Annotated in this window: 17 protein-coding genes; 8 read left to right on the top strand and 9 right to left on the bottom strand. The window is 64.8% G+C overall.

What is annotated here, in order from left to right; genetic code table 11:
- Positions 1-27: 27 nt before the first annotated feature.
- Entirely contained in the window at positions 28-1,104 is a 1,077-nt protein-coding gene (ruvB, locus tag RQI28_RS08020; protein WP_311223085.1) for a Holliday junction branch migration DNA helicase RuvB, read from the top strand.
- Positions 1,105-1,249: 145 nt separating this feature from the next.
- Here the strand turns inward: ruvB and RQI28_RS08015 are convergent, their stop codons facing one another.
- From RQI28_RS08015 to RQI28_RS07990, 6 genes are all read right to left on the bottom strand, one after another.
- The gene (locus RQI28_RS08015) at positions 1,250-2,437 is read right to left on the bottom strand and encodes a DSD1 family PLP-dependent enzyme (protein WP_311223086.1); all 1,188 of its coding nucleotides are present in this window, start codon (positions 2,435-2,437) and stop codon (positions 1,250-1,252) included.
- Positions 2,409-3,056 (bottom strand): histidine phosphatase family protein, encoded by a 648-nt coding sequence (locus RQI28_RS08010; RefSeq protein ID WP_311223087.1) that lies wholly within the window; start codon positions 3,054-3,056, stop codon positions 2,409-2,411. Before RQI28_RS08010 ends, RQI28_RS08015 begins: the two co-directional genes overlap by 29 nt.
- Positions 3,057-3,085: 29 nt before the next feature.
- Entirely contained in the window at positions 3,086-3,796 is a 711-nt protein-coding gene (locus RQI28_RS08005; RefSeq protein WP_311223088.1) for a DUF4136 domain-containing protein, read from the bottom strand.
- Between the two features lie 103 nt (positions 3,797-3,899).
- Positions 3,900-4,847 (bottom strand): tRNA 2-thiocytidine(32) synthetase TtcA, encoded by a 948-nt coding sequence (ttcA, locus tag RQI28_RS08000; RefSeq protein ID WP_311223089.1) that lies wholly within the window; start codon positions 4,845-4,847, stop codon positions 3,900-3,902.
- Between the two features lie 130 nt (positions 4,848-4,977).
- Positions 4,978-5,349, bottom strand: a complete 372-nt coding sequence (locus tag RQI28_RS07995; protein ID WP_311223090.1) for a dihydroneopterin aldolase — start codon at positions 5,347-5,349, stop codon at positions 4,978-4,980.
- A 60-nt stretch (positions 5,350-5,409) separates the two neighbouring features.
- On the bottom strand, positions 5,410-6,204 hold the full coding sequence (locus RQI28_RS07990) for an SDR family oxidoreductase (RefSeq protein WP_311223091.1): 795 nt from the start codon (positions 6,202-6,204) through the stop codon (positions 5,410-5,412).
- Positions 6,205-6,379: 175 nt separating this feature from the next.
- On the opposite strand from RQI28_RS07990, the gene RQI28_RS07985 reads away from it, so the two are divergent.
- The 4 genes from RQI28_RS07985 to RQI28_RS07970 all read left to right on the top strand — a co-directional run bounded on the left by RQI28_RS07985 (position 6,380) and on the right by RQI28_RS07970 (position 11,955).
- The gene (locus RQI28_RS07985; RefSeq protein ID WP_311223124.1) at positions 6,380-7,405 is read left to right on the top strand and encodes an SAM-dependent methyltransferase; all 1,026 of its coding nucleotides are present in this window, start codon (positions 6,380-6,382) and stop codon (positions 7,403-7,405) included.
- Between the two features lie 228 nt (positions 7,406-7,633).
- Positions 7,634-9,934 carry a type I secretion system permease/ATPase gene (locus tag RQI28_RS07980; RefSeq protein ID WP_311223092.1) on the top strand — a complete coding sequence of 767 codons (2,301 nt, stop codon included), beginning with the start codon at positions 7,634-7,636 and terminating at the stop codon, positions 9,932-9,934.
- A 32-nt stretch (positions 9,935-9,966) separates the two neighbouring features.
- Positions 9,967-11,478, top strand: a complete 1,512-nt coding sequence (locus RQI28_RS07975) for an HlyD family type I secretion periplasmic adaptor subunit (RefSeq protein ID WP_404976876.1) — start codon at positions 9,967-9,969, stop codon at positions 11,476-11,478.
- 126 nt (positions 11,479-11,604) lie between these two features.
- Positions 11,605-11,955 (top strand): hypothetical protein, encoded by a 351-nt coding sequence (locus RQI28_RS07970; protein WP_311223094.1) that lies wholly within the window; start codon positions 11,605-11,607, stop codon positions 11,953-11,955.
- Here the strand turns inward: RQI28_RS07970 and RQI28_RS07965 are convergent.
- Positions 11,929-12,411 carry a hypothetical protein gene (locus tag RQI28_RS07965; RefSeq protein WP_311223095.1) on the bottom strand — a complete coding sequence of 161 codons (483 nt, stop codon included), beginning with the start codon at positions 12,409-12,411 and terminating at the stop codon, positions 11,929-11,931. The two genes, RQI28_RS07970 and RQI28_RS07965, sit on opposite strands and share 27 nt — an antisense overlap.
- On the opposite strand from RQI28_RS07965, the gene RQI28_RS07960 reads away from it, so the two are divergent.
- From RQI28_RS07960 to RQI28_RS07950, 3 genes are all read left to right on the top strand, one after another.
- Positions 12,410-15,829, top strand: a complete 3,420-nt coding sequence (locus RQI28_RS07960) for a calcium-binding protein (protein WP_311223096.1) — start codon at positions 12,410-12,412, stop codon at positions 15,827-15,829. The two genes, RQI28_RS07965 and RQI28_RS07960, sit on opposite strands and share 2 nt — an antisense overlap.
- 127 nt (positions 15,830-15,956) lie before the next feature.
- Positions 15,957-16,151, top strand: coding sequence for a DUF2905 domain-containing protein (locus RQI28_RS07955; RefSeq protein WP_311223097.1), 195 nt, complete (start codon positions 15,957-15,959; stop codon positions 16,149-16,151).
- A gap of 81 nt (positions 16,152-16,232) precedes the next feature.
- Positions 16,233-17,171, top strand: coding sequence for an ROK family protein (locus RQI28_RS07950; RefSeq protein ID WP_311223098.1), 939 nt, complete (start codon positions 16,233-16,235; stop codon positions 17,169-17,171).
- A gap of 199 nt (positions 17,172-17,370) precedes the next feature.
- Here the strand turns inward: RQI28_RS07950 and otsA are convergent, their stop codons facing one another.
- Both otsA and RQI28_RS07940 read right to left on the bottom strand, forming a co-directional pair.
- Entirely contained in the window at positions 17,371-18,807 is a 1,437-nt protein-coding gene (gene otsA, locus RQI28_RS07945; protein WP_311223099.1) for an alpha,alpha-trehalose-phosphate synthase (UDP-forming), read from the bottom strand.
- On the bottom strand, positions 18,804-20,615 hold the full coding sequence (locus RQI28_RS07940) for a glycoside hydrolase family 15 protein (protein WP_311223125.1): 1,812 nt from the start codon (positions 20,613-20,615) through the stop codon (positions 18,804-18,806). The genes otsA and RQI28_RS07940 overlap by 4 nt, the downstream gene beginning before the upstream one ends.
- Positions 20,616-20,659: the final 44 nt, after the last annotated feature.

Genomic DNA, 20,659 nt, shown 5'->3' with positions numbered 1-20,659 from the left:
GCCTGTGCCGCCATCACCCGAGTTTCCATGAGCATCCAGACCGACGATTTCGCCCCCATACCGCCCCCGAAGCGCGTGGTGTCCGCCGCGCCCGCTTCTCCGCACGAAGAGGCGATGGAGCGCGCCCTGCGCCCCAAGCTGCTGCAGGAATATGTCGGCCAGGCCAAGGCGCGCGAGCAGCTCGAGATCTTCATCGGCGCGGCCAAGAAGCGCGGCGAGGCGCTGGACCACGTGCTGCTGTTCGGCCCGCCCGGCCTGGGCAAGACCACGCTCAGCCACATCATTGCGGCCGAACTCGGCGTGAACCTGCGCCAGACCAGCGGCCCGGTGCTGGAAAAACCCAAGGACCTGGCGGCACTGCTGACCAACCTGGAAAAGAACGACGTTCTCTTCATCGACGAGATCCATCGCCTCTCGCCCGTGGTGGAAGAAATCCTCTACCCCGCGCTGGAGGACTACCAGATCGACATCATGATCGGCGAGGGGCCGGCCGCGCGCAGCATCAAGCTCGACCTGCAGCCCTTCACCCTGGTGGGCGCCACCACGCGCGCGGGCATGCTCACCAACCCGCTGCGCGACCGCTTTGGCATCGTCGCGCGGCTGGAGTTCTACACGCCTGAAGAGCTCTCGCGCATCGTCATGCGCAGCGCCGGCCTGCTGAATGCGCCCACCGATCCGGTGGCCGGGTTCGAGATCGCCCGCCGCTCGCGTGGCACGCCGCGCATCGCCAACCGGCTGCTGCGCCGCGTGCGCGACTATGCCGACGTGAAGGGCGACGGGCGCATCACGCTGGACATCGCCCAGCGCGCGCTCACCATGCTCGACGTGGACCCGCAGGGTTTCGACGTGATGGACCGCAAGCTGCTCGAAGCCGTCATCCACCGCTTCGACGGCGGGCCGGTGGGGCTGGACAACATCGCAGCCAGCATCGGCGAAGAGGCCGGCACCATCGAGGACGTCATCGAGCCGTATCTCATCCAGCAGGGCTACCTGCAGCGCACGCCGCGCGGGCGTGTCGCCACGCTGGCGGCATTCCGCCACCTGGGCGTGGAGCCGCCGCGTGGAGGGGCGCCGGGCGGGCTGTTCGAAGGCATGGTGGCGTAGCGGCGCTTGCGCCCCTCTACCACGGGAATTCAAGGCGAAATATGCCTCTAGCGCTTTATGGATAAGCGCTGATAGCTATAAAAACAATAGCAAATCAAGTCAACGACGCGCAGTGCTTTTTGTGAAGCGCTGGCGCCCATGCTTTTCAGGTCAGCGCGCCTCTGGCGTCCACCCGGATGATGCGCTCCACCGTGCCGAGCGCCAGGCCGCCGCGCACGCCGATCAGGTGGTCATGCAGATTGACGGTGGGGTCGCAATGGCCGGGCACCAGCCACAGCATGCGGCCCAGCGCGGGCAGTCGGGCCTTGGGCGCATCGGCGAACAGCAGGCCGTGTTCGTCGCCGCCGTTGGCGTAGCGCAGGGCGCGGTCGGGCGGCAGGTGGGCCACCTGCGGCAGGCCCGAATCGATGGCGTGGCTTTTGTGGCCGGCGTCGCACACGGCGTGCGTGGCGCTGCTGCTGATGACCTGCGTCTTCACGAAGAGCGCGTGTTCAAAGGCGGGCTGCGCCGGCTCGCGCTCGTTACCGGCGTAGTCGGCATCCATGAACAGAAACGATCCCGCCTGCAGCTCGCCATAGACGCCGCTGGCGGCTTCATGCACCAGCGTGCCGGTGCCCGCGCCCGTCACCAGCGGCACGGCAATGCCTTCGGCGGTGATGAGCTCGCGCGTGTGCCTTGCGGCCTGCACCACGGCGGCGATGGCCTCGCGCCGTTCGTTGGCGCCGCGCAGGTGCTGCGCGCGGCCGTGGTACGCGTGCAGTCCGGCAAAGCGCAATGCGGGCTGCTGCTGCACCACCGCGTGCGCCAAGGCCACAGCCGGCGCGCCGGGGGGCACGCCGCAGCGGCCCTGGCCCACGTCGATTTCCACGAACACGTCAATGCCCGCGCCGGCGGCGGCGGGCGAGCGCATGGCTTCGGCCAGTCGCGCGATGCCTTCGGCGCTGTCCACGGCGACGGCCAGGCGACCGCCCTGGGCCGTGAGCTGCTGCGCCAGGCGGGCCACGCGCTGCAGCTTGGGCGCGGCGATGACCTGGTTGCTGATGTAGAGGTCGGTCACGCCGCCTTCTGCCAGTGCCTCGGCTTCAGCCACCTTCTGCACGCAAGCGCCGGTGGCGCCGGCCTGCTGCATCAGCAGCGCCAGCTCGGCGCTTTTGTGCATCTTGGCGTGCGGGCGCCAGCGCACCTGGTGCTTGCGCGCGAAGTCAGCCATGCGCTGGATGTTGCGCTCCATGGCGTCCAGGTCGACCACCAGCGCGGGGGTGTCGATCATGTCGACACGCTGGCCAACGGTGAGTTGCAGCCATTCAGGAGTGGGCTTCGTCGCGAGAGGCATTGTTGGCTTCGTCGAGGTGTTGGGTGTCGGCCCAGCCGATCAGGGTCAGGCCGTCGCCTGTCCAGAGCAGGCGGTTGATGGCCGCGTTGGTGGTCTTCCAGGTGCGCGGGGCCTGCAGTTCCTGGCCGGTGGCGGCGCGGTAGAGCACGTCCAGCACGCCGCCATGTGCCACCAGCACGACCAGATCGCCCGCGTGGCGCTCCAGCAGGCGGTGCGTGGTCTGCAGGATGCGGTCGCGAAAGACGATCAGCGACTCGCCGCCCTCGGGCTCGAACTGCGGGTCGCGCTGGCGCCAGCGGCGGGCCTCGTTAGGCATCTCGACCTCGATTTCGGCAAAGGTGCGGCCCTGCAGCTGGCCGAAGCTGCGCTCGCGCAGGCCCGGTTCGGTGACCAGCGGCGCGCCCGTGGTGCCGGCCACCGCCTGCGCCGTGGCATGGGCGCGTTGCAGGTCGCTGGTGTAGATGGCCGCGACGGGTTCATCCGCCAGGGCATCGCCCACGCGGCTGGCCTGCCACAGGCCGGTGTCGTTCAGCGGAATGTCCAGGTGGCCCTGGATGCGGGTGTCCACGTTCCAGGCGGTTTCACCGTGGCGGATGGCGATGATGCGGGTGGCTTGCATGCGGTGTCGTGGCGGGTGCGGGCAGGCGTTCAGGGCTTGACCACCACGCCCGGCACGGCGGGTGGTGCGGCCCCTGGCGTTGCGGTCGTGATGGTGGTGCTGGTGGCCGGCGCGCCAGCTGCAGCGGCACCCGGCGTGATCGTGGTGCGCACCTGGCGCGGGCCGGCCGGCGGCTGCGGAAAGCCCGTCAGTGCCGCATCGAACAGCAGGCCGAAGATGGCCGGGTCGTCGGTCCACACGTCTTCATAGACGGCGGAGGTTTCATAGACGATCTGCTGCGTGGTGGCGTCGCGCAGCACCAGGCTCACAAAGCGGCGGTGCAAGGTGGGCGGGCGGTCCAGCATCCAGCTGCTGCCCAGGCCCCAGCCGTAGCGCCCGCCGTAGCCAAAGCCCCAGCCGAAGCGGCCATAGAACGGGTCGGCGTAATACGGCGCCCAGGCGGGCGTGACGTAGCTGCCCTGCGCGCTGATCTGCAGCACCAGCCGGGCGTTGGCATCGTCGCGCTGCAGGCCCACGCGCGCCAGCGACTGCTGCGCCAGCGATTCGATGGCGTTGAACGACGCGGCGTGCGCGGTCTGCGACGGCAGGCGTTCCAGCCGGTAGGTGGCAGGCTGCGGCATGGCGGCCAGGGTGGAATAGCTGCGCACGTCGCTGTCCACCACGCGGGTGGACGCGCAGCCGGCCAGCACGGCAGCAGCCGCACACAGCAAAAGGGGTCGAAGCCAGCGCACGATCGTCATGGTGATCTCCTAGTCAGGATGAAATGAAGGACGGGGCTGGCTGGTGAGCTGGCTAATGGGCTTGACGGCCCGGTGGCGGCTGGCGGGCCGCTGGCGCCACCGGTCAGGACAGTTGCACCACCTGCAGGCTGGGCAGGCCCGTCGCGGCGGGAAAGTCCACCGGGTCGAATGCCTTGTCGCCGTCGTCGCTGGCCACACCCGTCGCTTTCAGACCCTGGAAGTCGTGCAGCGTTCCATCGAGCAGGTGCGAAGGCACGATGTTCTGCAACGCGTTGAACATGTTGTCGACACGGCCGGGAAAGCGCTTGTCCCAGTCGCGCAGCATTTCGCCCACCTGCTGGCGCTGCAGGTTTTCCTGGCTGCCGCACAGGTTGCACGGAATGATCGGAAAGTTCTGCTGCTGCGCCCAGCGGGTCGTGTCTTTTTCGGCCACAAAGGCCAGCGGGCGGATCACCACGTGCCGGCCGTCGTCGCTGACCAGCTTCGGAGGCATGGTCTTGAGCTTGCCGCCGAAGAACATGTTGAGCATCAGCGTCTGCAGGATGTCGTCGCGGTGGTGGCCCAGCGCGATCTTGGTGCAGCCCAGCTCGTCGGCCACGCGGTACAGAATGCCCCGGCGCAGCCGGCTGCACAGCCCGCAGGTGGTCTTGCCCTCGGGAATGACGCGCTTGACGATGCTGTAGGTGTCCTGGTTCTCGATGTGAAAGGGCACGCCGGTGGTGGCCAGGTACTCGGGCAGGATGTGTTCGGGGTAGCCGGGCTGCTTCTGGTCCAGGTTCACCGCCACCAGGTCGAAGTGGATGGGCGCGCGCTTTTGCAGCTTGATGAGGATGTCCAGCAGGGTGTAGCTGTCCTTGCCGCCGGACATGCACACCATCACCTTGTCGCCTTCCTCGATCATGTTGTATTGCACGATGGCGCGGCCGGTCTCGCGGCACAGGCGCTTTTCGAGCTTGTGGGCCTCGCGTTCGATCTTGGCAGTGGCCGAGACGGCAGCGGGCGCGGCGTCGGCGATCCAGTCGGTGGAGGTGGCTTGGTGCAGGGCGGTCATGGGCGGGGGCAGGCGAGGGGCGGCAGTCAGCGGCCGAAAAGGGCAGGCAGAAACACCTGAAATGGCCGCGAATTTTACGAGAACCTGCTTTTCCTGCGTGCGGGGTACACGTCAGGATGCGGCTGAGCCGTCACCACTCCCCGCATTCCATGCGGATCGCCACTTCGCAGTCCTCGAAGATCTCCAGCTTGGCGATCTTCACGCGCACGCCGATCACGCCGGGCAGCTGAATCAGGCGCCGCGTGAGCTTGCCGATCAGGCTCTCCAGCAGGTTCACGTGCTCGGCCGTGCACTCGTCGATGATGATCTGGCGCACTTTGCGGTAGTCCAGCACGTGGCCGATATCGTCATCGTGCGGCAGCAGCGGCTGGCGGCCCTGATTGAGTTCGGCATCGACCTGGATGGGCTGCGGCGCGGCCTTCTCATGGTCGAGGATGCCCAGGTTGGCGTCGAAGCGCAAACCGGTGAGCGTGAGGATCTGCAGGCCGCCGTCGTGTTGCATGGGCATTGCGGTAAACAAGGGAACGAAAAAGAAAAAGAAGCGGCGGCGCGGCGTGCCAGCTCACATGAGCGAGAAGTCGCGCTCGAAGCGCATCAGGTGCTGGCCGCCGTCCACCAGCAAGGTGGTGCCGGTGATCGAGCCGTTCTCCAGCGCGAACTTCACGGTGGCGGCCACGTCGGCGGCGGTGGACGAGCGGCCCAGCGGGCTCAGGGCATGCAGGCGGGCGAACTTCTCGTCCTCCAGCATGTGGCTGGTGAGCGTCAGGCCCGGTGCCACGCCCACCACCCGCACGCGCGGAGCGAGCGCCAGCGCCAGCATGGTGCCGGCCGCCTCCAGCGCGGCTTTCGACAGGGTGTAGCTCAGAAAGTCAGGGTTCTGGTTCCAGAGCTTCTGGTCCAGCAGGTTGACGACCGCGCCGCGCGCGTCGGCATCGCCGCCGTCGGCGCGCGCCTGCACATGGGCGTGCAGCGCCTGGGCCAGCAGCACGGGTGCGGCGGTGTTGCTGCGCAGGTGCTTTTCCAGCGCGGCAAAGCCGAAACTGGCCGCGTCGTCGTGCTCGAAAAGCGACGCGCTGTTGACCACGGCATCCACGCTGCCGAAGTGCGCGGCTACCCGCGACAGCAGTCCGCGCACCTGCGCTTCGTCCTCGAAATCAGCATAAAAATGAGCGCTAGCGCTTGATAGACGGGCGCAAGCAGCTACTGTATCGATAGCGTCCTGCTCTGACTGGCGGTAGTGCACCGCCACCTGCCAGCCGCCTGCAGCCAGCGCCAGCGCGATCTCGCGGCCCAGGCGCCGGGCAGCGCCGGTGACCAGCACGGTGCGAGGGCGGGGGGTGGGGGGCGCTGAGGGCATCGGGGACAATCGGCGGGTGACCAAGACAGAAACCAAGGCCCAAGCCATGGCGGAAACGCCCAGTGTAACGAGCGCTTCGGCGCCCTCAGACCCTTCATTCGGCGCCGCGCCACTCGCCGCGCTGATCGCCCGCGCCATTGCCGACGCCGGCGGCTGGATCGGCTTCGACCGGTTCATGGACATGGCGCTGTACACGCCCGGCCTGGGCTACTACGCCAACGAGTCGCCCAAGTTCGGCACGCTGCCGGAAACAGGCAGCGACTTCGTCACCGCGCCCGAACTCTCGCCCGTCTTCGGCCAGGCGCTGGCCGCGCAGGTGCGCGAGGCGCTGGACGCCACCGGGACCGACGAGGTGTGGGAATTCGGCGCCGGCTCCGGCGCGCTGGCCGCACAGCTGCTGGCCGCGCTGGGCGACCGCGTGCGGCGCTACACCATCGTGGATCTGTCGGGCAGCCTGCGCCGCCGCCAGCAGGCCGCACTGGCTGCGTGGGACGGCCGCGTCACCTGGGCCGACCGCCTGCCTGAGCGATTCGAAGGCATCGTCGTCGGCAACGAGGTGCTCGACGCCATGCCCGTGCAGCTGCTGGCGCGCCACGGCGGAGCCGGCACCGGCGTCTGGCACGAACGCGGCGTGGCCTTGGACTCGACCGGCAGTGGCGCAGGCTTTGCCTGGGCCGACCGCCCCACCGCGCTGCGCCCGCCCGTCGAGCCCGAAGGCCCACACGACTACCTGACCGAGATCCACGCGCAGGGCGAAGGCTTCATGCGCATGCTGGCCCAGCGCCTGGCGCGCGGCGCGGCCTTTCTCATCGACTACGGCTTTCCCGAGGCCGAGTACTACCACCCGCAGCGCCACATGGGCACGCTGGTCTGTCACCGGGCGCACCAGGTCGATTCCGACCCGCTGGCGGCGGTGGGCGACAAAGACATCACCGCGCACGTCAACTTCACCGCCATGGCGCTGGCCGCGCAGGACGCCGGCCTGCACGTGCTGGGCTACACCACGCAGGCGCACTTTCTCATCAATTGCGGTTTGCTATCGATATTGGAGCAGCTGCCGCAAGCAGGACGGGCGCAAGCGGCCAAATTGATGATGGAACATGAAATGGGCGAGCTCTTCAAGGTGCTGGCCGTGGGCGCCAGCCCGGCGCCCTGGTCGCCCATGGGCTTTGCGCAGGGCGATCGCACGCATCGGCTGTAGCCGGATCTTTTCGGCACAGCAGCGCGGCGCCTGAGGGGGTGGTGTTGCCGGCATGCGGTTGCAGCAAAGGCCGTCTGGCGACCGCCTGGATTCCAGAGCGGCGCCTGCAGCGGTGGTGACTCATCGTCACCCCTACACTCCCCTTTAAAGTGTAAGTAGCTCGTATTTTCATTTCTTCTTTTTGACGTCATGCCATAGCATTCTTGTCATAAAAGAAGGAGGGAATCCATGGGTCTTGAGAGCCAGGGTGGTGCAGCCGCGCGCGCAGAAGATGCAGAAGGTGAACCGCCGGCAGAGGGCCTTCGCGAAGCGCGGGGCAGCGCCGTCGTGCAACCGTCCCAAGGCTCGCTGGAAGCGCTGTGCGTGCTCGCGCGTTACCACCAAGTCGCCGCAGATCCCGCAACGCTGGCCCATCAATTGGGGCTGTCGCCCCATGAAACGGTTGAGGTGGCCGACGTGTTGCGGGCAGCCCAGCAGCTGGGGCTGAAAGCCAAGCGGTCGGTCACCCGTGCAGACCGGCTGGCGCTGGCGTCATTGCCGGCACTGGCCATCATGCGCAACCCGCACGGCGGCGAGCGCATGGTCATTCTTGCGCGCTGCGATGGGCAGCGGGTTTTGCTGCAAGACCCGTCCAATGCCAAAGACGGAATGCGGCCGACCATTGAGTCGTTCGACGAATTCACCCGGCAATGGACGGGTGAGCTCATCCTCATCACCAGCCGCGCCAGCTTGGGCGGCGAACTCGCCAAGTTCGACTTCTCCTGGTTCATTCCCAGCCTGGTCAAGCACCGCAAGCTGCTGGGCGAAGTGCTGCTGATCTCCTTCATGCTGCAGCTGTTCGCGCTCATCAGCCCGCTGTTCTTTCAGGTGGTGATGGACAAGGTGCTGGTGCACCAGGGCGTCACCACGCTGGACGTGCTGGTCATCGGCCTGGTCGTGGTGGTGATTTTCGAGAGCGTGCTCAACGGGCTGCGCGGCTACGTCTTCAGCCACACCACCAACCGCATCGACGTGGAGCTGGGCGCGCGCCTCTTTCGCCACCTGGTGCAGTTGCCGCTGGCGTACTTTCAGGCGCGCCGGGTGGGTGATTCGGTGGCTAGGGTGCGCGAGCTGGAGAACATCCGCAACTTCTTGACCGGCAACGCGCTGACGGTGGTGCTGGACGTGCTCTTTTCCGTCATCTTCATCGCCGTGATGCTGTTCTACAGCGTGCCGCTGACGCTGATCGTGCTCGTCAGCCTGCCGCTTTACTTCGGCCTGAGCCTGGCCGTGGTGCCGGTGCTGCGGCGGAGGTTGGACCAGAAGTTCGCACGCGGTGCAGAAAACCAGGCCATGCTGGTGGAAACGGTCACCGGCATCCAGACCGTCAAGGCCAGCGCGCTGGAGCCGTCTTTTGCCCGCCGCTGGGACACCCAGTTGGCCGCCTACGTCAGCGCCAGCTTCAAGACGCAGAACGTTGCCGCCTGGGCGCACGAAGGCGTCAACCTCATTGGCAAGCTGGTGAATGCCGCCACCCTCTGGTACGGCGCACATCTGGTCATGAACAACCAGCTCACCGTGGGCCAGTTTGTCGCCTTCAACATGTTCGCGCAGCGCGTGGCCCAGCCCATCATGCGCATGGCCCAGTTGTGGACCGATTTTCAGCAGACCGGCATATCGATGGCGCGGCTGGGCGACATCCTCAACACCCGCACCGAGGTGCCGCCTTCCAGCGCCGCGCAGCTGCCACCCATCCAGGGCCGTATCACGCTGGACGCCGTGCACTTTCGTTACCGGCCCGAGGCCGCGCCCGTGCTGGGCGGCGTCAGCCTGGATGTTCGGCCTGGCGAAGTCATCGGCATCGTCGGCCGTTCAGGCTCGGGCAAAAGCACCCTGACCAAACTGGTGCAACGGCTGTACGTGCCCGAGCAGGGCCGCATTCTGGTGGACGGCATCGACATCGGCCTGATCGACGCGGCCCAGTTGCGCCGGCAGGTGGGCGTGGTGCTGCAGGAGAACCTGCTGTTCAACCGCAGCGTGCGCGAGAACATCGCCATTGCCGACCCTGCTGCACCCATCGACGCCGTGGTGCACGCCGCGCGGCTGGCCGGCGCGCACGACTTCATCAGCGAGTTGCCCGAGGGCTACGACACCCTGGTGGGCGAGCAGGGCGGCAGCCTGTCGGGTGGGCAGCGCCAGCGCGTGGCCATCGCCCGTGCCCTGTTCACCAACCCGCGCATTCTGATTCTGGACGAGGCCACCAGCGCGCTCGACTACGAGTCCGAAGCCATCATCCAGCGCAACATGGCGCACATCTGCAAGGGGCGTACCGTGCTCATCATTGCCCACCGGCTGAGCGCCGTGCGCAACGCCCACCGCATCATCGTCATGGACAAGGGCCGCATCGTGGAAGCCGGCCCGCACGACGCGCTCATCCAGCGCCCGCAGGGCCTGTATGCGCACCTGTGGCGCATGCAGGACGGCAGTGGCGGCAGTAACGGCAAGCCCCCTGCGCCTGCCGCGCCCGCCGCCGAGGGAGCCAAGGCATGACAGCAGAGTCCATCTCCACGTCTGCCGTCGCTATGGCCGCTGCTGTACCCGCTGCGCAGTCCGATGCCAAAGCGGCAACGGTCAACCCTTCCGCACCCCGCCACCCCGCCATCGAACTGCTGGCCCGCTACCGCGCAGTGTTCCAGGCCGCCTGGCAGCACCGGGCCGAGCTGGCCGGCCCCGCCCGCCTGGCCGATGAAAACGCCTTTTTGCCCGCAGCGCTCAGCCTGCAGGAAACACCCGTGCACCCCGCCCCCCGGCGCATCGCCTTCGTGTTGATGGCGCTCTTCGTCATCGCCCTGCTGTGGTCCATCTTCGGCAAGATCGACATCGTGGCCGTTGCGCCCGGGCGTGTCATCGTCAGCGACCGTACCAAGCTCGTGCAGCCGCTGGAGAACAGCGTCATCCGCCGCATTCTGGTGAAAGAGGGCGACCACGTGCAGGCAGGCCAGCCCTTGGTGGAACTGGACCCCACCGCAGCCAGCGCAGACAAAGCCAGCTTTGCACAGGCCCGGCGCGCTGCCTATTCGGAATGGATACGCAGCCGCGCACTGCAGCAGATGCTATTGAATCCAGAGCGCTCTGCGCAGATAGGACAAGCGCTGGCGGCCTATTTGGCTGTGACAGACCTGCCGCCGGAATGGACGACCGAAGACACCGCAGACGCCCAGGCGCAACTGGCCGCCGAGTGGAGCGACATCACCGCCCGGCTAGCGCGGCTGGCGTCAGAGCACCAACGCCGCCTGGCCGAAATGGCCACCGTGCGCGCCATGATCGGCAAGCTTGACGCCACGGTGCCCATCGCCCGCCAGCGCGAGCAAGACTTCAAGGCGCTGGCAGACCAGGGCTTCATGTCCGGCCACGCCAATCAAGACCGCACCCGCGAGCGCATCGAGCTGGAGCGCGACCTGGCCACGCAGCACGCCCGCCTGAACGAAGCGCAAGCCGCCCTGCGCGAAGCCGAGCAAACCCGCCACGCCTACCTGGCCGAAACCCGCCGCGCCTTGAGCGACCGCCAGGCCCAGGCTGACCTTAAGCGCCAGCAAAACGGGCAGGAGTGGAACAAGGCCACCCAGCGCGAACAACTCGCCACCCTCAAGGCCCCGGTCGCCGGCACCGTGCAGCAACTGGCCACCCACACCGAAGGCGGCGTGGTCACCGAGGCGCAAGCCCTCATGGTCATCGTGCCCGACAGCGCCCACGTCAGCGCCGAGGTCACGCTGGAGAACAAGGACATCGGGTTTGTGGTGCCGGGGCAGGACGTGACGATCAAGCTGGAGACCTTCACCTTCACGCGCTACGGGACTGTGAAGGGCACGGTGGGCAAGGTGACACAGGACGCGGTGACTGATGAGAAGCGCGGGGCGATCTTCCCGGCGCTGATTACCTTGAGTCAAAGCTATATCTATGTGGATGGAAAGCAGATTCGTTTGGCGCCGGGGATGAATCTGACGGCGGAGATTAAAACTGGAAAGCGGAGAGTTATCGAATACCTGCTGAGCCCGATTCAGAAGGCTGGTAATGAGAGTTTGAGAGAGCGATGATGTTTTGTTTTGCTAAATAATCTAATCTACATGCTAGTTTATAGACCCCCGAAAATATCTTGGCCCATTGGATTTATTGTTGGTTCCTTGTTGTTTGTGGTGCTCAATTTGAAGTATATCTATGAAATGACGCCCGTAGGTGATTTGAGAGAATTTCGAGGGATTGTCGAGATAAAAAAAATTGGAAACAGGGATTTTCCGGTGGTTGTTAATAATCAAGGGATGGCTAAATGCGAGTTGGTAGTTTGTGCAAGCAAAAAATGGATGGCAGTGCGGGGGGTGAATGGCGTGGCGATAATAGACGATAAGGGTAATATATTTGGATTAACTGTCGGAAATCGAAAAATGATCGAGATTGATAGCATATCTCAGTCTAGGCATCGAACTTTTATTTTCAATATATTTGCTGTATCTTTTCTTTTCGCAAATATTTACTGGTTGTTTTCTATTTTAAGGAAAGATAATGAGCATTCGTAGTGTGATTTCCACCAGTGGCACCTCTGCAGACAGAGCAAGAGAAGCCGAAAGAGCTGTTGTAGCTATAAGCAACCTAAATTTGGCGCCTGTTGACGTCGTTGCCGCAGTCTCGGGCATAAAAAATGCCTCTAGTACTCCTGATGCGATCGCCGCAATAATTAATGCGTCAAAAGCTGCACTTGCATTGATAGAAGGTGTTGGAAGATCGGTTCCCGTCGTGGGCAACTTGCTCAACGTTTCCAGTTTGGCAGCCAATCTTGCAAAAGCTAATGAAGAATTCAATGGCGATGGAGTCACTAAGGGTACCGCGTTTGCTCTGTTGGGGGATGCGGCGGCTCTAGCGGCAGCACTAGCTACGATAAGTATATCTGGGCCAGCCGGTGTGGCTCTCGCTATTGGTTTATCTGTCTTATCTTCTGGGCTCACATTGTTTGGTGTGATCAATCCCACAACCATGAGGGATTTGCTAGTCGATCAAAGAATTTCAGAACTATCTGTAAACTATTATCCGGATGGAGTTTCGGATTTCGATTTTTGGAGAATACCGGGTGGAATTTCCGAAACTACCAACAGTAGTTATTCGGCTGCCCGCAGCTGGGTTGCCCCCCGCGACCCTCTAGTCCTAGACCTCGACGGCGACGGCATAGAAGCCATAGGCATCAACTCTTCCCGCCCCATCCTCTTCGACCACGACGGCGACGGCACTCGGAACGCCACGGGCTGGATCAGCGGAGACGACGGCATCGTGGTGCTGGACCGCAATGGCAACGGCCTCATCGATTCGGGCCGCGAACTCTTTGGCGACCAGACCCTGAAGCCGGACGTGGGTAGTGATGGCCGGCCGCAAACCTATGCCAACGGCTACGAAGCCCTGGCGGGGCAAGACAGCAATGGCGATGGCGTCATCAACGCCAACGACGCCGCGTATTCACAGCTGCGCATCTGGAGAGACGCCAACCAGGACGGCATTAGCCAAGCCAGCGAACTGCGCACCCTGTCAGATTCAGGCATTGCCAGCATCGGTGTGGTGGGCGCTGCAAGCAATTTGGACCTGGGCAACGGCAACACGCAGCCGTGGAGCGGCAATTTCACGCGCATCGACGGCAGCACCGGCGCCAGTGGCGTGGCCGAGGTGTCCGGCAGCCTGCTGCTGGCCAGCAACAACTTCTACCGCGAGTTTCCTGATGACCCGGTGGTGACCGCAGAGGCGGGCGCTTTGCCGCAAATGGGCGGCAGCGGCTTGGTGCGCGACCTGCGCGAGGCCATGAGTCTCGGTGGCGAGGCAGCGCAGGTTTTGCAAAGTTCCTTGGGGCAGTTTGCCAGCGCCAACACGCGTGATGCGCAGATGGCGCTGATCGACACGCTGTTGACGGATTGGGCGAGAACATCAGGAAAGCTGGTCAACAGTGTTGGCAGCTACAGCATGGTGGAAGGCGCCAACGGTCGGTGGGTGACTGCCGACTATGTTCCGTCTGCATTTGCAAGTGCTGAGTTGAGCATCACGCCCCTTGGGCTGACCGAATCTGTAGTTACAGACTGGGGAACCAGCACCACACGGCTGACTAGCGCAGGTGAGCAAGTGCTGCGCCGCTTGAACGTTCTAGAAGTATTCAATGGCACCAAGTTCATCGAATGGGATCGCTCAGGGGCCAATACCGGCGCGGGGCTTGGTGCCGGTGCAGGCGGTGGGGGCGGAAGTGGAGGTGCGTCATCCACCGTCACGAGGCTGACGGCTAACCTCTCCAGCGCCCAAATCGATCTGTTGAACCAGAGCTACGACCAGTTGGTTGAAAGTGTTTACGGTGCATTGGTGGTGCAAACCCGGCTCAAACCGTATCTGGACAGTGTGGTGCTGACGATTGACGAGAACGGCGTTCAGTTCGACACCAGCGGGCTGGCGGCTCTTATGGCTACGGCCAGAGCAGCGAATGAGCGCACAGCATTGATTGATTTGGTGGAACTCAATCGCTACCAAGGCGCAACGCTGGCGGCGGTCGGCTACGACGGCTTGGAAACTCTTGCGCAATGGGTCGAGGCAATGCCCGCCACATCGGCGCTTCGCGCCGACTTGGCGGCCTTGCATGTCTACACGGACTCAGCAACTGCTGGGTCGTCCAGTGGTGATATTTATCTGGGTGATGCCTCGAACAACAGTTTCAGCGGCGGTGCGGGCAATGACATCCTCAATGGTGGGGAGGGAGATGACCAGCTCCAAGGTAACGAAGGCAACGACCAACTCATTGGCGGTGAGGGGGCAGACACTCTGTATGGTGGCGCAGGCAACGACCAGATCGCAGGGGGTGAGGGCAACGACACCTTGGCTGGCGAGGCCGGCGAAGACACGTTGGAAGGCGGCGCTGGCAACGACTACTTCTCTGGTGGCGAGGGCAACGATACCTACCTGTTCGGGCGGGGTGATGGTCAGGACACCATCGGCTACGACCATGGGTCGGAGGCGGGCAAGCACAACGTGCTGCGCTTCAAGCCGGGGGTGAGTGCAGCAGATGTGAGCGTTCGGCGCTCGGGCGACACACTGATCCTGGCCATTGCGGGCACGCAAGACCAGGTGAGCGTGACCTACTTCTTCAACGAGAACAATCCGGGCAATGCGTACAACCCGATCCAGCAGGTGGTGTTCGAGGATGGCACGACCTGGGATGGTGAAGCGCTGGCGGCGCTGACCCGAATCGGCACCCAGGACAACGACAACCTCACGGGAACCGACGGTGACGACAGCCTGGAAGGCCTTGCAGGGAACGACTATTTGTATGGCCGATTGGGCAACGACACCCTCAATGGTGGGGAGGGAGATGACCAGCTCCAAGGTAACGAAGGCAACGACCAACTCATTGGCGGTGAGGGGGCAGACACTCTGTATGGTGGCGCAGGCAACGACCAGATCGCAGGGGGTGAGGGCAACGACACCTTGGCTGGCGAGGCCGGCGAAGACACGTTGGAAGGCGGCGCTGGCAACGACTACTTCTCTGGTGGCGAGGGCAACGATACCTACCTGTTCGGGCGGGGTGATGGTCAGGACACCATCGGCTACGACCATGGGTCGGAGGCGGGCAAGCACAACGTGCTGCGCTTCAAGCCGGGGGTGAGTGCAGCAGATGTGAGCGTTCGGCGCTCGGGCGACACACTGATCCTGGCCATTGCGGGCACGCAAGACCAGGTGAGCGTGACCTACTTCTTCAACGAGAACAATCCGGGCAATGCGTACAACCCGATCCAGCAGGTGGTGTTTGAAGATGGGACTGCCTGGGATGTCAACACGATTGCGACCATTAGCCGAATTGGCACCGAAGGCAACGTCAATCTAGAGGGTTCCAGCGCTGATGACACCCTGAGTGGCCTGACTGGCAATGACCATCTCTATGGACGTGCGGGCAGCGACCAACTGTCAGGCGGCCAGGGTGATGACCGGCTCTTCGGTGGAGCGGGCAATGACACGCTGAAAGGCGGCGAGGGCCGCGACGACCTGTACGGCGGTGACGGTGACGACACCTATCTGTTCGGGCGTGGCGACGGACAGGACACCATTTTTGATCACAGCGATGCAGCAGGCTCCGATGCGCTCTCGTTCGGCTCAGAAATATCGGCAGATCAATTGTGGTTCCGCCGCGTGGGTGCTTCACTGGAGGTCAGCATCATCGGTACCTCCGATGCCAGCACCATCACCAACTGGTATGACGGCGCGGAGTATCAGCTGGAGCAGTTCAGGACCTCCGACGGAAGAACGCTGGCCAGCACGCAGGTGGAGGCCCTGGTTTCCGCCATGGCGTCGTTTGCGCCACTGCCTGCGGGTCAGACGACTTTGACCCCCGAGTACCGGAACGAGCTGTCGAACGTGATTGCTACCAACTGGTCATAAGTCGTTTTGGCGCGTGGGTGAAACAGATCGATGATCGAAGGATTCACTCGCGCGCCGTCAACAACTTGCGCAAGCGTCCTCCTGATCACCTCATCGACCAGACACGCGGCCGGCCTACACTGCCTGCATGCTCCGCTGGTTTATCGTCGTCTTCCTGGCCCTCATGTTCATCAGCTGGCTCACGCCGCTGTTGCGACGCATCGGGTTCGGGCGCCTGCCAGGGGACCTTCGGTTCCGTCTGGGTGGGCGTGAGTGGGACGTGCCGCTGGCTTCCACCCTGCTGCTCAGCTTCATTGCAAGCCTGATCGCGAAGTGGGTGTGACGAGAGCCTGAAACCGGCGCGCCCCTGTCGCACTGCGCTGCAGTGCCTACGGCGAGAGACACGGGATTCAACAAGATGACGATGAAGGCATGCATTGACATCGGCGGCACCAAGGTGGCGGTGAGCCTGGCGGACGGCACGGGCGCTGCGCCGGTGGGGCGCAGGGCAGAGCCCACGGCCACCACGGGCGACCGCGGCGCGCTGGCGCGGCAGATTCTGCGGCTGGTGGACGAGGTGTGTGCGGAGCAGCGCATCGACCCGGCCAGCGTCACACAGGCCGGTGTTTCGTCATGCGGGCCATTTCTGTTCGTCGATGGCTTGGTGGAAGTGAGCAACCCCAACATCTGCGGCGGCATGGCTGGCCCCGCGCGGGGCCTGGGCAACGACTGGATTTCAGTGCCGCTGGAGGCTCCCTTGCGCGAGCGCTTCAAGCAGCTGCGAGTGGAAAACGACGCGGTGGCGGCGCTGGAGGCCGAGCGCATCTGGGGCGCACTGCAAGGGCTGGACCATTGCGCGTTCGTCACCTGGAGCACCGGCGTGGGTGCGGGCCTGTGCGTGGATGGCCGGGTGCTGCGCGGCAAGAACGGCAACGCCGGCCACGCGGGGCATACCTTCGCATCGGACGACCCGCTGGGCCTGCTGTGCGGCTGCGGCAACTTCGGCGACGTGGAAGCGCTGGTGGCCGGCAATGCAGTGCAGCGGCGGTTTGCCGAAGGCGGCTGGGCCGATGCCGGCACGCTGATGCGCGCGGCTGCCGGCGGCGACGCTGCCGCCATGGTGGTGGTCGATGAGCTCTGCCGCGTGCTGGGCCGCATGCTCTACAACCTGGTGGCGCTGATGGATTTGCAGCGCATCAGCCTGGGTGGAGCCGTCTTCTGGAACAACCGCGAATTGTTGCTGCCGCTTCTGCAGCAGGAAGTGTCTAGTCGCCTGCCCGCGCTGACTGATGGCGTGCGGTTGGTGCCTGCCGGGCTGGGCGACAAGGTGGGTGACTACGCCGCACTGGCGCTGGTGCACTAGGCACGCCCCGAAAGGAAAGAGCCGGGGGGTCGCGCATATGCCAGTCAGCTAAATCCGTTCGCCCTGAGCCTGTCGAAGGGCTTTCCCATAGGCCTGCCCTGTCTTCGACAGGCTCAGCCCGAACGGACTTTTCTTCACCGACCGGCACTGCGCGGCCGCATGGATCGCAGGCCTGAGGCCGGTGGGCAACAAGCGGGAGTCAGCCGCCCATGGTCGCCACCGCACTGCCACCCGTCGCTAGATGGCTGCGGTCGTCGGGCTCTCCGGATTCTTCCAGCGCGGCCAGATAGGTCTTGCGCCACCAGTGCACGTCGTGCCCCCGAATGCGCTCCATCAACAGCTGGTGACGGCGCTGGCGTTCCTTGAGCGGCATCTGCAGGGCGGTCTGGATGGTGTCGGCCATGCCCTGTGTGTCGTACGGGTTGACCAGCAGCGCTTCTTTCATCTGCTCTGCCGCACCGGCAAAGCGCGACAGCACCAAAACGCCGGGGTCTTCCGGATCTTGCGCGGCCACGTATTCCTTGGCGACCAGGTTCATGCCGTCGCGCAGTGGCGTTACCAGCCCGACGGCGGCCGCGCGGCACAGGCCAGGCACGCGCTTGCGGGCGACGGTGCGGTGGATGTAGCGCAGCGGCATCCAGTCCAGGTCGCCGAAGTCGCCGTTGATGGCGCCGCACAGGCCTTCGAGTTCGGTGCGTAGGTCGGCATACGCATTCACGGTGTCGCGCGAAGGCGAGGCGATCATGATCAGCGTGGCGCTGTGCTGGTTTTCGGGGTAGCGCGACAGCAGCTCGCGGAAGGCGCGCACGCGCTGCGGAATGCCCTTGGAATAGTCCAGCCGGTCGATGCCCAGCAACAGGCGGCGGCGCGAATACTCGTCGCGTATGGCGTGGAAGGTGTCCATCGACTCGGGCGCAGCCGCCAGCCGTGAAAATTCGTCCACATCGATGCCGATGGGAAACGACGCCACCTGCACCGTGGCCCCGAAGGCGCGCAGGCGTTGTGCGCCCACCGTCTTCGCCTCGGCTTCCTTGTCCAGATAGCGGGTGAAGTGCGCCACGTCGGCCTCGCTCTGCAAGCCCACCAAGTCGTACGCGAAGAACGATCGCATCAGCCATTCATGCTGCGGAATGGCGGCCATGATGAGCGGCGGCGGCACCGGAATGTGCAGAAAGAACCCGATCTTCTGGCGGCAGCCCAGCGCGCGCAATTCGGCCGCCAGCGGAATCAGGTGGTAGTCGTGCACCCAAATGATGTCATCGTCTTTCAGCAACGGCAGCAGCTTGCGCGCGAACATCTGGTTCACACGCCGGTAGCCGGCGATGTAGCTGGCGTTGAAGTCGGCCAGGTCTAGTCGGTAGTGGAAGACCGGCCACAGCACGCTGTTGCTGTAGCCGTAGTAATAGCTGTCGTGGTCTTCGCGGCACAAGTCCACGGTGGCCAGGGTGACGTTGCCGGCCTGGCGGGTGTGCAGCGTGCCTTCGCCGGGCAGTCCGTCTTCGGTGACGGTGCCGCTCCAGCCGAACCAGAGGCCGCCGGTCTGGTTGAGGGTTTCGCCCAACGCCACGGCCAGGCCGCCGGCGGCGGGCTTGCGGGGGTCGGCCAAGCGGTTGGAGATGACGACGAGTCGGCTCATATGACACTGTCCCAAGGAGCTGAAAGGCGCATGGCGGCATTGATGATGCCCACCATCGAATAGGTTTGCGGAAAGTTGCCCCACATCTCGCCGGTTTCGGAGTGCGTGTCTTCCGACAGCAGGCCCAGCGGGTTGCGGGCGGCCAGCATGGCCTCGAATATCTCGCGCGCCTGGCTGCGCCGGCCGATGCGGGCCAGTGCGTCGATGCGCCAGAAGGTGCAGATGTTGAAGGCGGTATCGGGCTTGCCGAAATCGTCGGCAGCCTCGTAACGGCGCATGTAGGGGCCGTCGCAGAGCGAGACTTCCATGGCGTCCACCGTGCTCACGAAGCGCGGGTCGCGCGGGTCGATCAGGCCGACCTCGGCCATCAGCAGTACGCTCGCGTCCAGTTCGTGGCCGCCGAAGCTCTCAGCAAACGCCTGGCGCTTGTCACTCCACGACCGGGCGAGAATTTCCTCGCGCATGCGGGTGGCGTGCGCCAACCAATAATCGGCCCGGTCGGATAACTGCAGGCGGGCTGCGATTTTGGCCAGCCGGTCGCACGCGGCCCAGCTCATCAGTGCGGAGGACGTGTGCACACGGGCGCGGGTGCGCAGTTCCCACATGCCGGCATCAGGCGTGCCGTACACGCGCACTGCCAGCTCGCCGATCTGCTCCATGCGGGTGAACTCGGCAGCGCCCGCGGGGTGCAGCAGGCGCTTGTCGTGAAAGGCCTGCGCCGCGCCCAGAATGATGTTGCCGTATACGTCGTGCTGAAAATGCTCTGCCGCCTGGTTGCCGACGCGCACCGGGCCCATACCGCGGTAGCCGTCAAGGTGGGGCACGAAGAATTCAGGCAGCTCGTGCTCCAGGCCAATGCCGTACAGCGGCTGGATGTGCCCCTCGCTCGCCTCGGCCACCACACTGCTCAGCCAGCGCAAGTAATCTTCCATGGTGGCGGTTTCCGACAGGCTGTTGAGCGCGCGCACCACAAAGAACGCGTCGCGCAGCCAGCAGTAGCGGTAGTCCCAGTTACGGCCGCTGTGGGCCGATTCAGGAATGCTCGTCGTCATGGCGGCCACGATGGCGCCGGTGTCTTCGTACAGCGATAGTTTCAGCGTGATGGCCGCGCGGATCACCGCCTCCTGCCATTCCAGCGGCAGTGTCAGGCGCTGCGTCCACTGCCGCCAGTAGGCGACGGTGTCCTGCTCGTAAGAGCGCGCGGTGTCGGCAATGCCGGCGGGCAGCGCCTCGTCGGCGCCCAGCAGAAAGTTGTATTCGCGGGACAGCACGAAGGGCTGGCCCGACAGCACGTGCGACAGCGGCGCATCGGTGTTCAGCCGCAAGGTCAGCGCCGCGCCCACAAAGCGCACGTGGTTGCTGCCCCGGGTGATCTCGGGCTGTTCGCTGCCCCAGCCGTAGCGCACGTTGGCCGTCACGCGGATACGCGGCGATCCCTTGACCGGGCGCACGCGGCGCACCAGCAGCATGGGCCGAAAGAACCGCGATCGGGCGTAGAAGCGCGGTGCAAAGTCGGTAATTTCGACGATGTTGCCGGCCTGGTCGGTCAGTTGCGTGCGCAGCACAGCCGTGTTGGGCTCGTACCACTGGCGGCTCTCGACCTGGTTTTCCAACTCGATGGCGAATCGGCTGCCCTGGTCGCCCGGCTGGATCAATGCGTTGAAGACGGGATCGCCGTCGAAGCGCGGCATGCACGACCATACGATCTGCCCATGCGCATCCACCAGCGCGCTGATGGAGCAATTGCCGATCATGCCCAGCTTCAGCGATCCCTCGATGGGCGGTGCGAAGCTGCCCGGGCGCGCCATGGGCTCGCCTGCCAGCCCGCGCACGGCGTCGGCCAGCGGCAGCG

The sequence above is a fragment of the Acidovorax sp. WCS2018Noco2-16 genome (genome assembly GCF_031843945.1).
Taxonomy (GTDB): Bacteria; Pseudomonadota; Gammaproteobacteria; order Burkholderiales; family Burkholderiaceae_C; genus Paracidovorax.
The sequence above is the reverse complement of the archived record's forward strand: the minus strand, read 5'-3'. Positions and strand labels throughout refer to the sequence as shown.

Coding starts and splice junctions, on each gene's coding strand:
- ruvB (WP_311223085.1), top strand. CDS start 28: ATGAGCATCCAGACCGACGATTTCGCCCCCATACCGCCCCCGAAGCGC.
- RQI28_RS08015 (WP_311223086.1), bottom strand. CDS start 2,437: ATGCCTCTCGCGACGAAGCCCACTCCTGAATGGCTGCAACTCACCGTT.
- RQI28_RS08010 (WP_311223087.1), bottom strand. CDS start 3,056: ATGCAAGCCACCCGCATCATCGCCATCCGCCACGGTGAAACCGCCTGG.
- RQI28_RS08005 (WP_311223088.1), bottom strand. CDS start 3,796: ATGACGATCGTGCGCTGGCTTCGACCCCTTTTGCTGTGTGCGGCTGCT.
- ttcA (WP_311223089.1), bottom strand. CDS start 4,847: ATGACCGCCCTGCACCAAGCCACCTCCACCGACTGGATCGCCGACGCC.
- RQI28_RS07995 (WP_311223090.1), bottom strand. CDS start 5,349: ATGCAACACGACGGCGGCCTGCAGATCCTCACGCTCACCGGTTTGCGC.
- RQI28_RS07990 (WP_311223091.1), bottom strand. CDS start 6,204: ATGCCCTCAGCGCCCCCCACCCCCCGCCCTCGCACCGTGCTGGTCACC.
- RQI28_RS07985 (WP_311223124.1), top strand. CDS start 6,380: ATGGACATGGCGCTGTACACGCCCGGCCTGGGCTACTACGCCAACGAG.
- RQI28_RS07980 (WP_311223092.1), top strand. CDS start 7,634: ATGGGTCTTGAGAGCCAGGGTGGTGCAGCCGCGCGCGCAGAAGATGCA.
- RQI28_RS07975 (WP_404976876.1), top strand. CDS start 9,967: ATGGCCGCTGCTGTACCCGCTGCGCAGTCCGATGCCAAAGCGGCAACG.
- RQI28_RS07970 (WP_311223094.1), top strand. CDS start 11,605: ATGACGCCCGTAGGTGATTTGAGAGAATTTCGAGGGATTGTCGAGATA.
- RQI28_RS07960 (WP_311223096.1), top strand. CDS start 12,410: ATGAGGGATTTGCTAGTCGATCAAAGAATTTCAGAACTATCTGTAAAC.
- RQI28_RS07965 (WP_311223095.1), bottom strand. CDS start 12,411: ATGGTTGTGGGATTGATCACACCAAACAATGTGAGCCCAGAAGATAAG.
- RQI28_RS07955 (WP_311223097.1), top strand. CDS start 15,957: ATGCTCCGCTGGTTTATCGTCGTCTTCCTGGCCCTCATGTTCATCAGC.
- RQI28_RS07950 (WP_311223098.1), top strand. CDS start 16,233: ATGAAGGCATGCATTGACATCGGCGGCACCAAGGTGGCGGTGAGCCTG.
- otsA (WP_311223099.1), bottom strand. CDS start 18,807: ATGAGCCGACTCGTCGTCATCTCCAACCGCTTGGCCGACCCCCGCAAG.
- RQI28_RS07940 (WP_311223125.1), bottom strand. CDS start 20,615: ATGGCGCGCCCGGGCAGCTTCGCACCGCCCATCGAGGGATCGCTGAAG.